This is a genomic window from Lysobacter enzymogenes, from assembly GCF_900106525.1.
GTDB lineage: Bacteria > Pseudomonadota > Gammaproteobacteria > Xanthomonadales > Xanthomonadaceae > Lysobacter > Lysobacter enzymogenes.
Genome location: NZ_FNOG01000012.1, coordinates 56,121 through 70,156 on the forward strand (window position 1 = coordinate 56,121; position 14,036 = coordinate 70,156).

Sequence of the window (14,036 nt, forward strand, 5' to 3'; positions counted from 1 at the left end):
CATACGTACCGTCCGGCCGGTGCCGGTCAGGTCGCGACGATCCCTGCCGGCCCGAGGCTGCGCAGCCTTGGGTTGTACGTCGCCGATATCGGCCGGTGTGGCGAAGGGGCTTCCTCTATCTCATTCATGCTGAGCCGCTCACCCGGTCGCACGGCGGTCCGCGACATCGCCGTGTGCACAGCGACCGCCCCGGAGCGATTGCGCCGATGCCGCTTACCCGCCGGCGAACCATCCGGTCCCGTCGATGCGGGCAATGCGTCGATGCGCATCGCGAAGGTTCGCGACGAGACCGACGGGGTGTTCGAGCATCGGCCCTTGAGCCAGACGGCGGAGAGACAAGCGCCTAGCGACGTCTCGCGGACCGGGCGATTTTGCGCAGAAAAAGTGCCTCCATGCGACTGTTTCGCCGATTGCCGCACCGGCGTGTCCTGCCCCGTCCGAGTTATCCGTTACGACCAGCATGCTGCAACCGACGCAACGGTGGCCGGCGTGATCGTCCGGTGAGCTACAGGCAGTGCGTCGCGCGGATTTTTGGGGATGTCCGTCAACGGCAAGCAAGGGAGTGTGCCATGCGTTGCGAGTACGCGAGTTTTTCCGCGATCCACCATCAGGTGGCATGGGGTTACAGGGGGCTGCGGGGCTTGTTGTTGATCTGCGCGCTGTGCATGAGCGGCTGTTCGCTTTTCAGCGTCAACCTGAAATCGCCCGTGTCGAGCTGCAATCTGGCGGGGGAGGCCGCCGGCGCGGGAACGGGAAACAACGGACAGCCGTCGGCCGGCGCATGCAGCGTGGATGAAGCGCTCCGCTACACGGCGGCATGGCGCAAGCAACACCTCAACGCCGCGGGCCAACATTCCGTCGCGCGCAATATCAACGCTCTGGTGGCGTTTCCCGCCGGCGCCGTCGGTGCGTTCTATGGCATCAGCGGCCATGGCTCGAAAGATCGCATCACCCGCCTGGCGCTCGGCTCGGCGGCGGTGTACGGAACGACCAGCTTCCTCGCGCCGCAAGGCAAGCAACGCGTTTATCTGGAAGGGGCGCTGGCCCTGAGCTGCGTGATGGACGCCACACTGGAGCTGCGGCGCGCGCAGGCCGAGTTGAACAACCTGTCGCGCAAGATCATTAAAACGCAAAGCGACCTGGTCGTTCTGGAATCGCAGTTGAGCGAACACGCGAGTGCGTTGTCGGCGAGTTCGCCGACGGTGTCGCGTGCGGCGGTAGCTCGCGACAATGCCTCGAACCTGCTGGCCCGGGCTGGCGCGATACAGCGCGTCAGCGAAAACGCGGGCCTGCGCGCAGCATTCGCCACAGAACGCATCGTCACCCAGACCGCCATTCTGGCCTCGCGGCAGGAAAGCAATCTCGACAGCCTGATGGCGATAGCTGGCAATCTGCGCGGCACTGCCGGCTCGTTCGGATTGAACAACTTGCCGCCGCCGCCGGCCGCGAACAACATAAAGGTGCAATTGAGCGGCAGCCCGAGCGCCTTAGCCGAGGACGCGATCAAAAAGGCGACCGACGCTCTGATCGCCAGCACGGCGGACCTGTTGGCGACCGTGCGTTCGTTGGAATCGCCGCTGGAAGCCAAGGACGCTTACGCCTTGTGCAACCCCAGCGACGTCGCGAGCGACTTTGCGGTCCTGCCGGCCGATGCCGCCCAATCTGTGAAAGTCGGCGCGACGCTGGACTTCCAGATCACCAACACCCAGAGCAACGCCTTCCCCAGCCATTCGGTGAGCGGCGGCAAGGCCGATGCCGTCACGACTAACGGTCCCTTGGTCAAGAACGGAAAATTGACCATCGTCGTGACCGGCGGCCAGCCGACCGGCGCTGAGCCGGTGACGCTGACTATCACCGACCCGACCGGCAAGGTCAGCAAGGCGTACAAGATCACGGTGTTGCCTGCCGCCGCCGCGCCGTCGACGAACGCGCCTGCGGCCAAGGCGACGCCCAAAACCGCCGCCACGGCTGCAGGCGATCTTCCGGCGGGTTTCAGCGGCAACTATTCGGAAGATGAAATCAAGGACCTGCAATGCCGGCTGGGGCTGACCGACGCGGACAGCGACGGGGTGATCGGTCCCAAAACCCAGGGCAAGCTAGTGGCCTTCGCCGGCGAGAAGAACATCCCGTTGGGCGCTCAGCTGTCGCATAAATTGTTTGACGCGGTCATGCAAGAGCCCGACCAATGCGCGCAGGACTCGCCATGAGCGCGGGCGATCTGAATCGGGTTCGCCGTGCCCTTCAACTGTTGCTGGGACAGCGGAAGCCCCGTGATCGTGCCGCGCGCGCTGCGCTGACCCGCGCGCGCAAGGCGGCGAATGCTTGGCTGAGTGCGACCTGCATCGAGGGCATAGCGGTGGGGCACCGGCGTACCGGTGGCATCGCGCAGCGGGAGCTGGCGATTATCGTGCACGTAAGCGCGAAGAAGCCGGCCGAGGAGGTGTGTTCGACCTTGATCCCGGCGGTGTTGCGCCTGCCCGGCGTCGCTGGGCCGATACCGGTCGACGTTGTGGAGGGATCCGCCATCGCAGCTCAGGCCTTTCGCTGCGGCGAAGCGCTGGCCAGCGAGCGCTCGCCCGAATGGGGCACGTTGGGCTGCTTGGTGATCGCCCCGGGCATATCCGACGAGGCCTTGGTGCTGACCTGCGCACACGTGCTGGATGGGCCCTTGCAAAGCAGGGTGGTCGGCCTGGGGTTCCCCGGTGGGGAGAGCAATCCCCGTGCCGCGCTGGGAACATTGGTCCTGCACGAGCCGCCATTGCCTTCCAGTGCCGAAGATCCCTGGCCCAACCTGTACGAACTGGCCCTGGTGAAGCCGAGTTCGGCCATCGATGAAGTCCCGAACAACGGGCAGGCGCCGATCGGCTTGCGCAAGACGTCCCTGGCCGAGCATGAGCCGGTGGTGCTGTTCGGCGCCAAGAGCGGCCAGCTGAGCGGCCGCGTCACGCAGATCGATTACAACGGCCGCGTCGAATTCGACGGCCAGGTATTCGGCTTCAGCGGACTGGTGTTGCACGACGCGCCGACCCAGGCCGGCGACAGTGGCGCCGTTGTCATGGACCTGCAGCGCCGCATCGTCGGCCTGCATATGGGGTCGATCGCTTCCGGCGAGGCGGTGATGATCCCGATCGGGCCGATTCTGCGTCGCTTCAAGCTGAGACTTCCCGAACGCTCAGTGGCGCCAGGAACCGAAGCGCTGATGCACGAGGACCGCGCCCTGGCGATCGACACCTTGGCGCGCACGATCTGGGGCGAGGCGCGCGGCGAACCGGTTCAGGGGCAGGAAGCGGTGGCCAATGTGGTGATGAACCGCGTGCGCAAGCGCCGCAAGCGCTGGGGCCTGACAGTGGAAGCGGTCTGCAGGATGCCAAAGCAGTTCAGCTGCTGGAATCCGGGCGGTGCCAATTACCCCAAGTTGATCAAGGTCGATTCGTCCAATGCGAGCTTCGGCGTGTGCCTGGATATCGCCCGGCGCGCGGTCAACGGCGAACTGGCGGACCGCACCGGGGGCAGCACGCATTACCACACGCGCACGGTAGCTCCGGAGTGGTCGCGGGGCCACAGCCCCGCGGCGGCGATCGGAAACCACGTGTTCTTCAACGACATCGATTGAATCGCGGCTATCGCAGCAAACGTTCGCGCAAGACGGCATAGTCCGCCGCGATCGGTTCCGCCGAGGCCGGCCGGGCCAGCGACGCCGCCAGGGCCGGCGGCGGCTCGACCGCGTGGCCGACCAGCGGCTCGACGATGCTGTCGAACTTGGACGGATGCGCTGTCGCCGCCACCGCCCACGGCCGTTCGTCGCCCTGCGCGCGCAGGGTCTCGAGCGCGCGCAGGCCGGTCGCGGTGTGCGGGCAGGGCACGATGCCGTAACGGGCCGGCGCGGCGCGGATGGTGTCGACGATGGCCGCATCGTCCACGCCCTCGGCCTGGATCGCCGCGCGCAGTTCGGCGTCGTCGCGGTGCCAGTGGCGCAGGCGTTCGAAATTGCTCGGCGCGCCGACGTCCATGGCGTTGGCCAGGGTCGCGCGGGTCGGCTGGGCGGCGTACTCGGCGCCGGCGAAGTAGCGCGGCAAGGTGTCGTTGGCGTTGGTCGCCAGGCGCAGTTCGCCGACTGGCGCGCCCATGCGCTTGGCCACCAGCGCGGCGCAGGCGTTGCCGAGATTGCCGGTGGGCACGATGAAGTTCAGCGGCTCGCCGTGGCCGGCGTAGTACTGCGCGGCGGCGTGGGCGTAGTACGCCGCCTGCGGCAGCAGCCGGCCCAGGCTGATGCTGTTGGCCGTACTCAGCGGCACCTGCGCGCGCAGCGCTTCGTCGCTGAGCGCCTGCTTGGCCAGGCGCTGGCAGGCGTCGAAATCGCCGTCCACGCGCAGCGCCTGGACGTTGTCGCCCCAGCAACCCAGGCCATGAGCCTGGCGCGGCGAGACCCGCCCATCGGGATACAGAATCAGCACCCGGAAGCCGGGCCGGCGGTGGAACGCCGCGGCCACCGCGGCGCCGGTGTCGCCGGAGGTGGCCACGACGATCGTGGTATCCGGCGCGTCGGGCGCGCGCAGGCCGGCCAATGCGGCGGCGAGAAAGCGCGCGGCGTAATCCTTGAACGCGGCGGTGGGGCCGTGGAACAGCTCCAGCAGCCAGCTGTCGGGCGGGCTCAGCGCACGCAGCGGCGCGTCGAACGAGAACGCCTGCGCGCACAGCTCGCCGAGGCGCCCGCGCAGCGCCGACTGGGCGAAGTAGGGCGCGAGCACGGTGTGCGCGGTTTCGGCCAGCGAGCCTGCGGCGAGCGGCTGCGCCAGCAGCGGGATCGATTCGGGAACGTAGAGGCCGCCGTCGGGGGCGAGGCCGGCGGCGAGCGCGGCGTCGATCGGCGTGGGCGCGGTCTGGCCGCGCGTGCTGAGGAAATTCATGCGTAGTCCGGTTGGGGGCGGCGCGCCGCGGTTCGGCTCAGGAACCCGGCGCGTTGCGGTAGGCGAAGGACGGATCGTCGCGGCGCGACGGCAGCGGACTCAGTCGAGTACCTCCGCGCGCGGCCCGGCCACCGGGGTGACGTAGGCGCGCGAGTCGAAACCGGCATCGGCGAAGGCCTGGCGCATCGCCGGCGCCGCCGCGGCCGCGTCGCTGCGCGAGGCGAACCAGGCGAAGCAGCTCGGCCCGGCGCCGGAAATGCTGGCGCCGAGCGCGGCGTGGTCCAGCGCCGCCGCCTTGACCGCGGCGAAGCCCGGAATCAGCGGCGCGCGCCGCGGTTCCACCAGCAGGTCGACCAGGCCTTCGCGCAGCAGCCCGGCGTCGCCGCGCTGCAGGCCGGTCAGGAACAGCGCCAGATGCGCGCTCTGCTTGACCACCTGCGCCAGCGGATACGGATCGGCCAGCACCGCGCGCGCGCGTCGCGTCTCCAACACTTGATCGGGATGCACCACCACCGCATACAGCCACTCGGGCACCGCCAGCGCAATCATCCGCGTCGAGGTCGCCATGACCACGCCGCCGAGCAGCATCGGCGCGACGTTGTCGCCGTGGCGGCTGCCGCTGGACACCGATTCGCCGTCGAGCGCGAATTCGTACAGCGCATCGCGCGACAAAGGTTTGGCCAGCACCGCATTGGCCGCGACCAGGGCCGCGACGCACGACGCCGCCGAGCCGCCGAGCCCCGAGCCGAGCGGAATGCCCTTGTCCAGCTCCAGCTCGAAGCCGTGCGCGAGGCCGAGTTTTTCCCGCAGCGAGATCAGCGCCTGCCCGGCGGTGTTGCGCGCGGCTTCCAGCGGCAGCGAATCCGCGCCCGGCACCGCGCCGCGGATCGCGCGGATGCGTACCGCCGGCTCGTCGATGCGCCGCACCGTGGCGACATCGCGCACGCCTTCGATGGAATGGCCGAGCACGTCGAAGCCCACGCCGATGTTGCCGACGCTGCCGGGCGCGAACGCGCGCGCCTGCTGTGCAGGAGCGTGCAGCGCGGGCGCGGCGTCGGCTTCGTCGGCAGCGGAAGGATGGGCAGCGCTCATGCACGGGCTCCGAGGGTCTGGGCGATGGTCAGCAAGTCGCCGAACACGCCGGCGGCGGTGACGTCCGGGCCGGCGCCCGGGCCTTGCACCACCAGCGGATTATCGGCGTAACGGCGCGTGCGGAACTGGATCAGGTTGTCGGTGAGCGCGCCGTGCAAGGCCGCGTGGCCCGGCTGCGGGGTGACCACGCCGACGCTGGCGCGGCCGTCGCGGTCGAGGCGGGCGAGATAACGCAGGCTCAGCCCGGCCGCGCGCGCGGCGTCGAAGCGCTGCTGCAGCGGCGCGTCGAGCTCGTCCAGGCGGGCGAAGAATTCTTCCTTCGATACGCTGCGCAACGACTCCGGCACCAGGCTCTCGACTTCGATCTGCTCCAGCGACAACGGCCGCCCGGCTTCGCGCGCCAGGATCACCAGCTTGCGCGCGACGTCGGTGCCGGACAGGTCGTCGCGCGGGTCCGGCTCGGTGTAGCCCAGCTCGTGCGCCTCGCGCACCAGTTGCGAGAACGGCGTGCGGCCGTCGTAGCGGTTGAACAGCCAGGCCAGGGTGCCCGACAGGATGCCTTCGACCTCGGTCAGCTCGTCGCCGGTGTCGAGCAGCGAGCGCAGGGTCTGGATCACCGGCAGGCCGGCGCCGACCGTGGCCTCGTAGCGGAACTGGCCGCCGTGGCGCGCGGCTTCGCGGATCGCCTCGAAGCGCGCCAGCGGGCCGGCGCCGGCGTGCTTGCTCGGGGTGACCACGTGGATGCCGGCGGCGAGCCATTCGGGATAGCGCGCGGCGACCGCGTCGGAGCCGCTGCAATCGACGATCAGCGCGTGCGGGATGTGCTCGGCGCGCACGTGCGCGGCGAAGCGCTCCAGGTCCAGCGCTTCGGACTCGGCCTCGAGCGCGTGGACGTCGTCGAACTCGAGCGCGCGCGGCGCCAGACGCATGCGCCGGCTGTCGGCGAGCGCGCGCAGGCGCAGGTCCAGGCGCCGCTGCGGGCGCGATTCGCGCTGGAAGCGCGGTTGCGCGGCGGCCAGCTGCGCGAGCAGCGCGCGGCCGACCTTGCCCGGGCCGATCACGCCGATGGAAATGCATTGCGGCGACAGCCAGAACGCCGAATGCGCCGCGCGCAGCGCGCGGGTGGCGTCGCGCGCGGCGATCGCCACCGAGATGTTGCGCTCGCCCGCGCCCTGGGCGATGGCGCGCAGGTTGACCCGCGCCTTGGCCAAACCGTCGAACAACTGCGCAGCCACGCCGGGCTGGCCGACCATGCCGTCGCCGACCGCGGCCAGCACGCAGACGTCCGGGGTGACCTGCACGTGTTGCGCCTGGCCGTCGGCCATCGCTTCGGCGAAGGCGGCGACGATCGCGTCGCGGCCGCGTTCGGCCTCGGCCGCGCGCACCACGCAGCAGATCGAATGCTCGGAGGAGCCTTGCGAAATCATCGTCACCGAGACGCCGGCCGCGCGCAGCGCGCCGAACAATCGCTCGGCCGCGCCGGGTACGCCGACCAGGCCGTTGCCGACCAACTCCAGCACCGCCAGATCGTGGACCAGGCTGAGCCCCTTCACCGGCGCCTGCCCGGGCTGCGCGCGCAGGCTGATCAGCGTGCCGGGCGAATGCGGGTTGCGGGTGTTGCGGATGCGCAGCGGGATGCCGCGCTGCTGCACCGGCGCCATGGTCTGCGGGTGCAGCACCTTGGCGCCGAAATAAGCCAGTTCGCAGGCTTCGGCATACGACATCGAGGGCAGGCAGACCGCATCGGGGACCAGCCGCGGATCGGCCGAGAGCACGCCGTCGACGTCGGTCCAGATGGTCAGCGCGTCGGCGTCGAACAGGTTGGCGAAGATCGCCGCGGAGTAATCGCTGCCGTTGCGGCCGAGCGTGGTGGTGTAACCGTAGCCGTCGCGGGCGACGAAGCCGGTGACCACCACGTTGGCCGCGGCGTTGCGTTTTCGCCACGTGGCGAGGTTGTCGCGGCTTTGCGCCCAGTCCACCGCCATGCCCATTTCGCTGGGGTGCACCACCAGCACCTCGCGCGCGTCCAGCCGCGCCCAGCCGGCCGGATCGCCGCCGAGCGCGGCGTGGATCAGATAGGACGACCACACCTCGCCCAGGCCGGCGATCGCTTGCGGGGTTTTTTCGTCGCGCGAATGCAGAGACTCCAGGGCGTCGCGCAACTGCACGAACTCGGCTTCCAGCGCTTCCAGCGCGCCGTGGCGGCGGTGCGGGTCGAGCGACAGCGCGGTGTCGAGGTGGCGCTTGCGCAGCGTGGTCCAGGCCGGCTTCCAGTCCTGGCCGCTCAATCGGGCGTCGACGATCGCGACCAGCGCATCGGTGACGCCCTGCATCGCCGAGACCACCGCGATGCGCTCGCGCGCGCCGTCGTCGAGCAGGCCGACCGCGACGCGGTAGCGGTCGGGATCGGCGAGGCTGCTGCCGCCGAACTTGTGCGCGTGGCGTGCGGGCGGGCCGGCCGCGGCCGCATGCGCGGCGGCGGCGTCGGCAAGAGGATCTTCGCCCGCGGCCGCATCGGGCTGGGCATCGAAAGCGGCTTGGGGTGGGGCGGACGACATGGCAGGCTCCTGGTGGAGCTCCGCGGGTCCGTCGAAGGTGGGGCCGGCAGCCCGCACCCTGGTCGGGTGCGGAGCGGCGTGGTGGTTCAGCTGGACACGCCCGTCCGCACCCTGTGAGGAGTGGTACCGGTACCGGTGGTGGTAATCGACATCGCCGCGACGGCCGATACCCGGCCGTGCGGCTGGGTCGAGACGGAGCGGGCGAGGGCGAGGGCGGCGTGCATGGGCTTAGCAATACCGTGCCGTTGTGCGGCGCGTCAAGAGGGGCCGCGCAAAAATGTGCGCGCGGCGCGAAGCCAATGCCGGCACGGGTTTGCGGTCGCGCCGATGGCGGCGACTCGGTGCCGGGCAATGGTTTCTGCGGTTACTTTCGGCCGCGCTTGGGCGCGGCCGTTTGCGCGGCGGTTCGGCGCGCGCAGGTGCGCGCGAGCCCGACCTCGAACTCACTTGGGCCGGCTGTACTTCACCGTGATGGTCGCGTGGCCGAGTGCATCGGCGCGGGCCATCGCGCCGCCCAGCATCGCCTGCGCCTTGGCATCGAGCTTGAGCTTGTCGCTCTTGAGCGCCCACACCGTGAACTCGTAGCGGTGGGTCTTGCCCGGCGGCGGGCACGGGCCGCTGTAGCCGGCCACGCCGAAATCGTTGCGCAGCGCCATCGCCCCGGCCGGCGGCTTGGCGCCGCGCGGCAGCGCGGCGGTGTCGGCCGGCAGGTTGACCAGGGCCCAGTGCCACCAGCCGTTGCCGGTGGGCGCGTCGGGGTCGAACACGGTGATCGCGAAGCTGCGCGTGCCTTCGGGCGGGTTCTTCCATTCCAGCGCCGGCGAGACGTTGCCGCCGGCGCAGGCCGGGAACAGATGCAGCGCCGGCACTGGCTCGCCTTCGCGCAGGTCGGCGCTTTGCAGGACGAATTCGTCGGCGTGGGCGAACGCGCTCAGCGCCAGCGCGGCGACGGCCAGAAGCGCTGCGGTTGCGCGGCGGCCGCGCGAGCGGCGGGCCGATGGGATCGGATCGGGGCGGTGCATGCGCGGCTCTCCTTGGCGTGCGGGGCGCCAGTGTCGCAGATGCGCATCCTCGATGCTTCGCACGTGCAGCGCGCGGCGCAGGCGCGCGCGGCAGCGCAACAAACCCGCGCCGCGGCGCGCGCATTGTGTGCGCTGCTCCCATTTGTGTTCATGCTCGCCGCGCCGCACTGCCTTCGCTTTGCGACGCGATCGCGCACGCGGTGTGAACCGCATTGAGGAATGGCCGTGCGCAAGCGCATGTACGGCCTCGATTTGAACTGCGTCGCACGACAGCGTCCGCGCCCGCGGTCAGAGTCCGGCCGCCCGCGGTATACGGACAGCGATCGCGGGGCTCCGCCGATGACGAACGGTCGTGCGCATCCATGCGCATGCGCCGTTCGCCGCTGCGGTTCCGGCTTCGCGGCCGCAGCGCCGTCCACCACTCTTCAAACGTCTTTCTCGGGAGCAGACCATGAAGAAGATTTCCAAGGCGGGACTGGGGCTGGCGCTGATGTGCGCGCTGGCGACGATCGGCGGCAACGCCAGCGCGCAGGGCCACGGCCTCAGCGGCGAGGATCTGGTGTATTCCTACGACGAGATGTTCGACTTCGACATCGACGCGTATCTGGCCAAGCACGCGCCGCATCTGCGCAAGCATTCGGAAGAGATCTCGCACTGGGCCGGCTACAGCGGGATCAGCCCGAAGGTATTGATCGCGCTGATGGAGCAGCAGAGCGGCGCGGTCAGCGCCAAGCGCGCGAGCAACCGTCCGTTCGGCAAGCTGGCGCGCGCCGACGGCTTCGGCGCGCAGACCCGTGAGGTCGCGCTGGCGCTGCGCGAGTCGTTGTACGAGCGCGATCCCGACGGCGCCAAGGGACCGGTGACGCTGGCCCGCGCCAATCCGCTGCAGGCGCTGTTCGAGCGTTCCGGCGACAACGAGCCGGCGGCCGCGCTGCGCGGCGACGGCGAGTTCCAGCTGGTCTACGGTCGCCTGTTCAACGAACCGCGCCAGGCCAAGGCGGCTTCGGACCGCTTCGCCAAGGCCGGCCCGGACGTGCAGCCGCTGTCGCCCAACGGCCTGCTGCAGTTCCCGTTCCCGCGCGGCGCCAGCTGGCATGTCGGCGGCGCGCACACCAACACCGGCTCGGGCAATTACCCGATGTCGTCGCTGGACATGTCGCGCGGCGGCGGCTGGGGCAGCAACCAGAACGGCAACTGGGTGTCGGCGTCGGCGGCGGGCTCGTTCAAGCGCCACTCTTCGTGCTTCGCCGAGATCGTGCACACCGGCGGCTGGTCGACGACCTACTACCACCTGATGAACATCCAGTACAACACCGGCGCCAACGTGTCGATGAACACCGCCATCGCCAACCCCGCCAACACCCAGGCGCAGGCGCTGTGCAACGGCGGCCAGTCGACCGGCCCGCACGAGCATTGGTCGCTGAAGCAGAACGGCAGCTTCTACCACCTCAACGGCACGTATCTGTCGGGCTATCGCATCACCGCCACCGGCAGCAGCTACGACACCAACTGCAGCCGGTTCTATCTGACCAAGAACGGCCAGAACTACTGCTACGGCTATTACGTCAATCCGGGCCCGAACTGAGGCCCTGCGGCATCGCCCGCGTCCTCAGCCGCCCCACGGCGGCGGGGGCGCGGGCACCGGCCGGGTCAGGTCGAATTCGATCCGGAACAAACGGCCGGGGCGGGCGAGTTCGTAGACGAAGCGCTGCGAATCGATCTGCACCGCCCACACGTTCGGCACCGAGACTTCGCGGCCCAGGCGCCGGAACAGCGCGCGGCTTTGCGGATCGGCCGGGAATTCGTAGCGATCGCCTTCGCCGCGCGGCTTGAGGTCGCCGCCGTACATGGTCAGCTCGTCCTCGCTGCCGTCGCGGTGGCGGTGGTCGTGCTTGAAGCGCAGTTCGCCGGCGCGGCGGTCGAACACCCAGGTGCGCGAGCGGTCTTCGCCGACCTGGAACGGGATGCGGATCGTGTCGGCCTCGCAGCCGCGCACGTGCATGACCAGGGTCTTGCCCACGAACGGGTCGTCGGCGCTGCGCGGGGTGTCGGCGACGATGCGCCCGGCGAAGGCCTGCCCGCACAGCGGCCGCAGGCGTTCGAACAACGCGGCCGCGCGCGCGTCGGTGGCGGCGCGTTCGGCCGCGGGCGTGGGCTGCACGGTGTGGCCTAGCACGCAGCCGCCGAGCAGCAGGGCGGCGGCGAGGGGCAGCAGGGCGAGCGGGCGCAGGATCGGACGGATTGGGTTCATGCGCGCACGCTAGCGGCCGCGCGCGACGCCGGCAAGACAGCCCGCGCCGGCCTGTGGCCGCGGTCGCCGCCGCGGGATTGGCGCCCGGGCCGGTTTCCGGGTCTAATGCGCACTTGAAGCGGGGGTACCGCGGCGGGCCGATCCGGCCGTCCGGTTGAGACAGTCCCTTCGAACCTGATGCGGTTGAGACCGCCGTAGGGAAGCTTCGCAGGACGCGATCGATGCGTCCGCGCGCCCGCTTTGTGCGAGCCCTCCGGCTCGCCGCGCTGCACCCGATGGTGCGGTCTTCCCCTCCAAAGCGGACGAATTCCCATGAACGCGGTTCCCTCCGAGCTGATCCAGCAAGCCGAGAAGTTGTCGGCCGACGTCACCCGCCCGATCCCCGGCTCGCGCAAGATCCATGTGCAGGGCTCGCGCCCGGACCTGCACGTGCCGATGCGCGAGATCGCGCTCGACCGCACGCCGACCATCTTCGGCGGCGAAGACAACGCGCCGCTGGCGGTGTACGACACCTCCGGCGCCTACACCGACGCCGACGCCAACATCGATCTGGCCGCCGGCCTGGCGCCGCTGCGCGCGAACTGGATCGCCGAGCGCGGCGACACCGAGCTGCTGCAGCGCCTGTCCTCGGAGTTCGGCCGCCAGCGCGAGCACGACCCCAAGCTCGCCCACGTGCGTTTCGGCAACCGTCCGCTGCCGCGCCGCGCGGCCGCCGGCACCAACGTCACCCAGATGCATTACGCCCGCCGCGGCATCGTCACTCCGGAGATGGAATACATCGCCATCCGCGAGAACCAGCGGCTGGAATCGATCCGCGAAGCGCACCTGCTGAACCAGCATCCGGGCCAGAGCTTCGGCGCCAACATCCAGAAGATCATCACGCCCGAGTTCGTGCGCGAGGAAGTCGCGCGCGGCCGCGCGATCATCCCCAACAACATCAACCACCCGGAAAGCGAGCCGATGATCATCGGCCGCAACTTCCTGACCAAGGTCAACGCGAATATCGGCAATTCGGCGGTGTCCTCGGGCATCGCCGAGGAAGTGGAGAAGCTGGTGTGGTCGATCCGCTGGGGCGCGGACACGGTCATGGACCTGTCCACCGGCAAGCACATCCACGAAACCCGCGAGTGGATCATCCGCAATTCGCCGGTGCCGATCGGCACGGTGCCGATCTACCAGGCGCTGGAGAAGGTCGACGGCCGCGCCGAAGAGCTCAACTGGGAGATCTTCCGCGACACCCTGATCGAGCAGGCCGAGCAGGGCGTGGACTACTTCACCATCCACGCCGGCGTTTTGCTGCGCTACGTGCCGCTGACCGCGCGGCGCGTTACCGGCATCGTCTCGCGCGGCGGCTCGATCCTGGCCAAGTGGTGCCTGGCGCACCACAAGGAGAATTTCCTCTACACCCACTTCGAGGAAATCTGCGAAATCATGAAGGCCTACGACGTGGCCTTCTCGCTCGGCGACGGCCTGCGCCCGGGCTCGATCGCCGACGCCAACGACGCGGCCCAGTTCGGCGAGCTGGAAACCCTGGGCGAGCTGACCAAGATCGCCTGGAAGCACGATGTGCAGACCATGATCGAGGGCCCCGGCCACGTGCCGATGCAGCTGATCAAGGAAAACATGGACAAGCAGCTGGAGGTGTGCGGCGAGGCGCCGTTCTACACCCTGGGGCCGCTGACCACCGACATCGCGCCGGGCTACGACCACATCACCTCGGCGATCGGCGCGGCGATGATCGGCTGGTACGGCACCGCGATGCTGTGTTACGTGACGCCGAAGGAGCACCTGGGCCTGCCCAACAAGCACGACGTGCGCGAAGGGCTGATGGCGTACAAGATCGCCGCGCATGCGGCCGACCTGGCCAAGGGCCACCCGGGCGCACAGGCGCGCGACAACGCGATGAGCAAGGCGCGCTTCGAGTTCCGCTGGGAAGACCAGTTCAACCTCGGCCTGGACCCGGAGCGGGCGCGCGAGTACCACGACGAAACCCTGCCCAAGCAGGCGCACAAGGTCGCCCACTTCTGCTCGATGTGCGGCCCGCACTTCTGCTCGATGAAGATCACCCAGGACGTGCGCGACTACGCCAAGGAACACGGCTTGGACGAGGGCGCGGCGGTGAACGAGGGCATGGCCGAGAAGTCGGCCGAGTTCCGCGCGCAGGGCGCCGAGGTCTACCACCGCGCCTGACGGCGCGGCAGGAGGT

At 69.7% G+C, this 14,036-nt stretch carries 10 protein-coding genes and 1 riboswitch; of the genes, 5 read left to right on the forward strand and 5 right to left on the reverse strand.

All coding sequences use genetic code 11. The annotated features are described in order from the left end of the window. Positions 1–569: 569 nt before the first annotated feature. Together BLU84_RS23465 and BLU84_RS25970 are read left to right on the forward strand one after the other, a co-directional pair. Positions 570–2,207 (forward strand): hypothetical protein, encoded by a 1,638-nt coding sequence (locus BLU84_RS23465; protein WP_139175213.1) that lies wholly within the window; start codon positions 570–572, stop codon positions 2,205–2,207. After that, positions 2,204–3,613 (forward strand): cell wall hydrolase, encoded by a 1,410-nt coding sequence (locus BLU84_RS25970; RefSeq protein ID WP_170849235.1) that lies wholly within the window; start codon positions 2,204–2,206, stop codon positions 3,611–3,613. Before BLU84_RS23465 ends, BLU84_RS25970 begins: the two co-directional genes overlap by 4 nt. 7 nt (positions 3,614–3,620) lie before the next feature. Here BLU84_RS25970 and thrC read toward each other — a convergent pair whose 3' ends face one another. The 4 genes from thrC to BLU84_RS23495 form a co-directional block, all read right to left on the reverse strand. Further along, complete coding sequence (gene thrC, locus BLU84_RS23480) at positions 3,621–4,907, reverse strand: threonine synthase (RefSeq protein WP_074872888.1); 1,287 nt, start codon at positions 4,905–4,907, stop codon at positions 3,621–3,623. Positions 4,908–5,006: 99 nt separating this feature from the next. After that, entirely contained in the window at positions 5,007–5,999 is a 993-nt protein-coding gene (locus BLU84_RS23485) for a homoserine kinase (protein WP_083383062.1), read from the reverse strand. Then, on the reverse strand, positions 5,996–8,557 hold the full coding sequence (gene thrA / locus BLU84_RS23490; protein ID WP_083383063.1) for a bifunctional aspartate kinase/homoserine dehydrogenase I: 2,562 nt from the start codon (positions 8,555–8,557) through the stop codon (positions 5,996–5,998). Before thrA ends, BLU84_RS23485 begins: the two co-directional genes overlap by 4 nt. Before the next feature lie 443 nt (positions 8,558–9,000). Continuing rightward, on the reverse strand, positions 9,001–9,579 hold the full coding sequence (locus BLU84_RS23495; RefSeq protein ID WP_083383068.1) for a YbhB/YbcL family Raf kinase inhibitor-like protein: 579 nt from the start codon (positions 9,577–9,579) through the stop codon (positions 9,001–9,003). Positions 9,580–9,618: 39 nt separating this feature from the next. Here BLU84_RS23495 and BLU84_RS27375 point away from each other — a divergent pair, with 39 nt between their 5' ends. Next, positions 9,619–9,795 carry a hypothetical protein gene (locus BLU84_RS27375; protein WP_170849236.1) on the forward strand — a complete coding sequence of 59 codons (177 nt, stop codon included), beginning with the start codon at positions 9,619–9,621 and terminating at the stop codon, positions 9,793–9,795. 235 nt (positions 9,796–10,030) lie between these two features. Further along, positions 10,031–11,164 carry a M23 family metallopeptidase gene (locus BLU84_RS23500; RefSeq protein ID WP_074872892.1) on the forward strand — a complete coding sequence of 378 codons (1,134 nt, stop codon included), beginning with the start codon at positions 10,031–10,033 and terminating at the stop codon, positions 11,162–11,164. 24 nt (positions 11,165–11,188) lie between these two features. On the opposite strand, the gene BLU84_RS23505 is transcribed toward BLU84_RS23500, so the two are convergent. Further along, positions 11,189–11,830 carry a hypothetical protein gene (locus BLU84_RS23505; protein WP_233431213.1) on the reverse strand — a complete coding sequence of 214 codons (642 nt, stop codon included), beginning with the start codon at positions 11,828–11,830 and terminating at the stop codon, positions 11,189–11,191. Between the two features lie 110 nt (positions 11,831–11,940). Then, a riboswitch (TPP riboswitch) is annotated at positions 11,941–12,049 on the forward strand. A 93-nt stretch (positions 12,050–12,142) separates the two neighbouring features. Here BLU84_RS23505 and thiC point away from each other — a divergent pair. Then, the gene (thiC, locus tag BLU84_RS23510) at positions 12,143–14,020 is read left to right on the forward strand and encodes a phosphomethylpyrimidine synthase ThiC (RefSeq protein WP_074872895.1); all 1,878 of its coding nucleotides are present in this window, start codon (positions 12,143–12,145) and stop codon (positions 14,018–14,020) included. Positions 14,021–14,036: the final 16 nt, after the last annotated feature.

Excerpts from the sequence above, each read along its gene's own strand:
- BLU84_RS23505 (WP_233431213.1), bottom strand. The coding sequence starts at position 11,830 with ATGAACCCAATCCGTCCGATCCTGCGCCCGCTCGCCCTGCTGCCCCTC.
- thrC (WP_074872888.1), bottom strand. The coding sequence starts at position 4,907 with ATGAATTTCCTCAGCACGCGCGGCCAGACCGCGCCCACGCCGATCGAC.
- BLU84_RS27375 (WP_170849236.1), top strand. The coding sequence starts at position 9,619 with ATGCGCATCCTCGATGCTTCGCACGTGCAGCGCGCGGCGCAGGCGCGC.
- BLU84_RS23495 (WP_083383068.1), bottom strand. The coding sequence starts at position 9,579 with ATGCACCGCCCCGATCCGATCCCATCGGCCCGCCGCTCGCGCGGCCGC.
- thrA (WP_083383063.1), bottom strand. The coding sequence starts at position 8,557 with ATGTCGTCCGCCCCACCCCAAGCCGCTTTCGATGCCCAGCCCGATGCG.
- BLU84_RS23465 (WP_139175213.1), top strand. The coding sequence starts at position 570 with ATGCGTTGCGAGTACGCGAGTTTTTCCGCGATCCACCATCAGGTGGCA.
- BLU84_RS25970 (WP_170849235.1), top strand. The coding sequence starts at position 2,204 with ATGAGCGCGGGCGATCTGAATCGGGTTCGCCGTGCCCTTCAACTGTTG.
- BLU84_RS23485 (WP_083383062.1), bottom strand. The coding sequence starts at position 5,999 with ATGAGCGCTGCCCATCCTTCCGCTGCCGACGAAGCCGACGCCGCGCCC.
- BLU84_RS23500 (WP_074872892.1), top strand. The coding sequence starts at position 10,031 with ATGAAGAAGATTTCCAAGGCGGGACTGGGGCTGGCGCTGATGTGCGCG.
- thiC (WP_074872895.1), top strand. The coding sequence starts at position 12,143 with ATGAACGCGGTTCCCTCCGAGCTGATCCAGCAAGCCGAGAAGTTGTCG.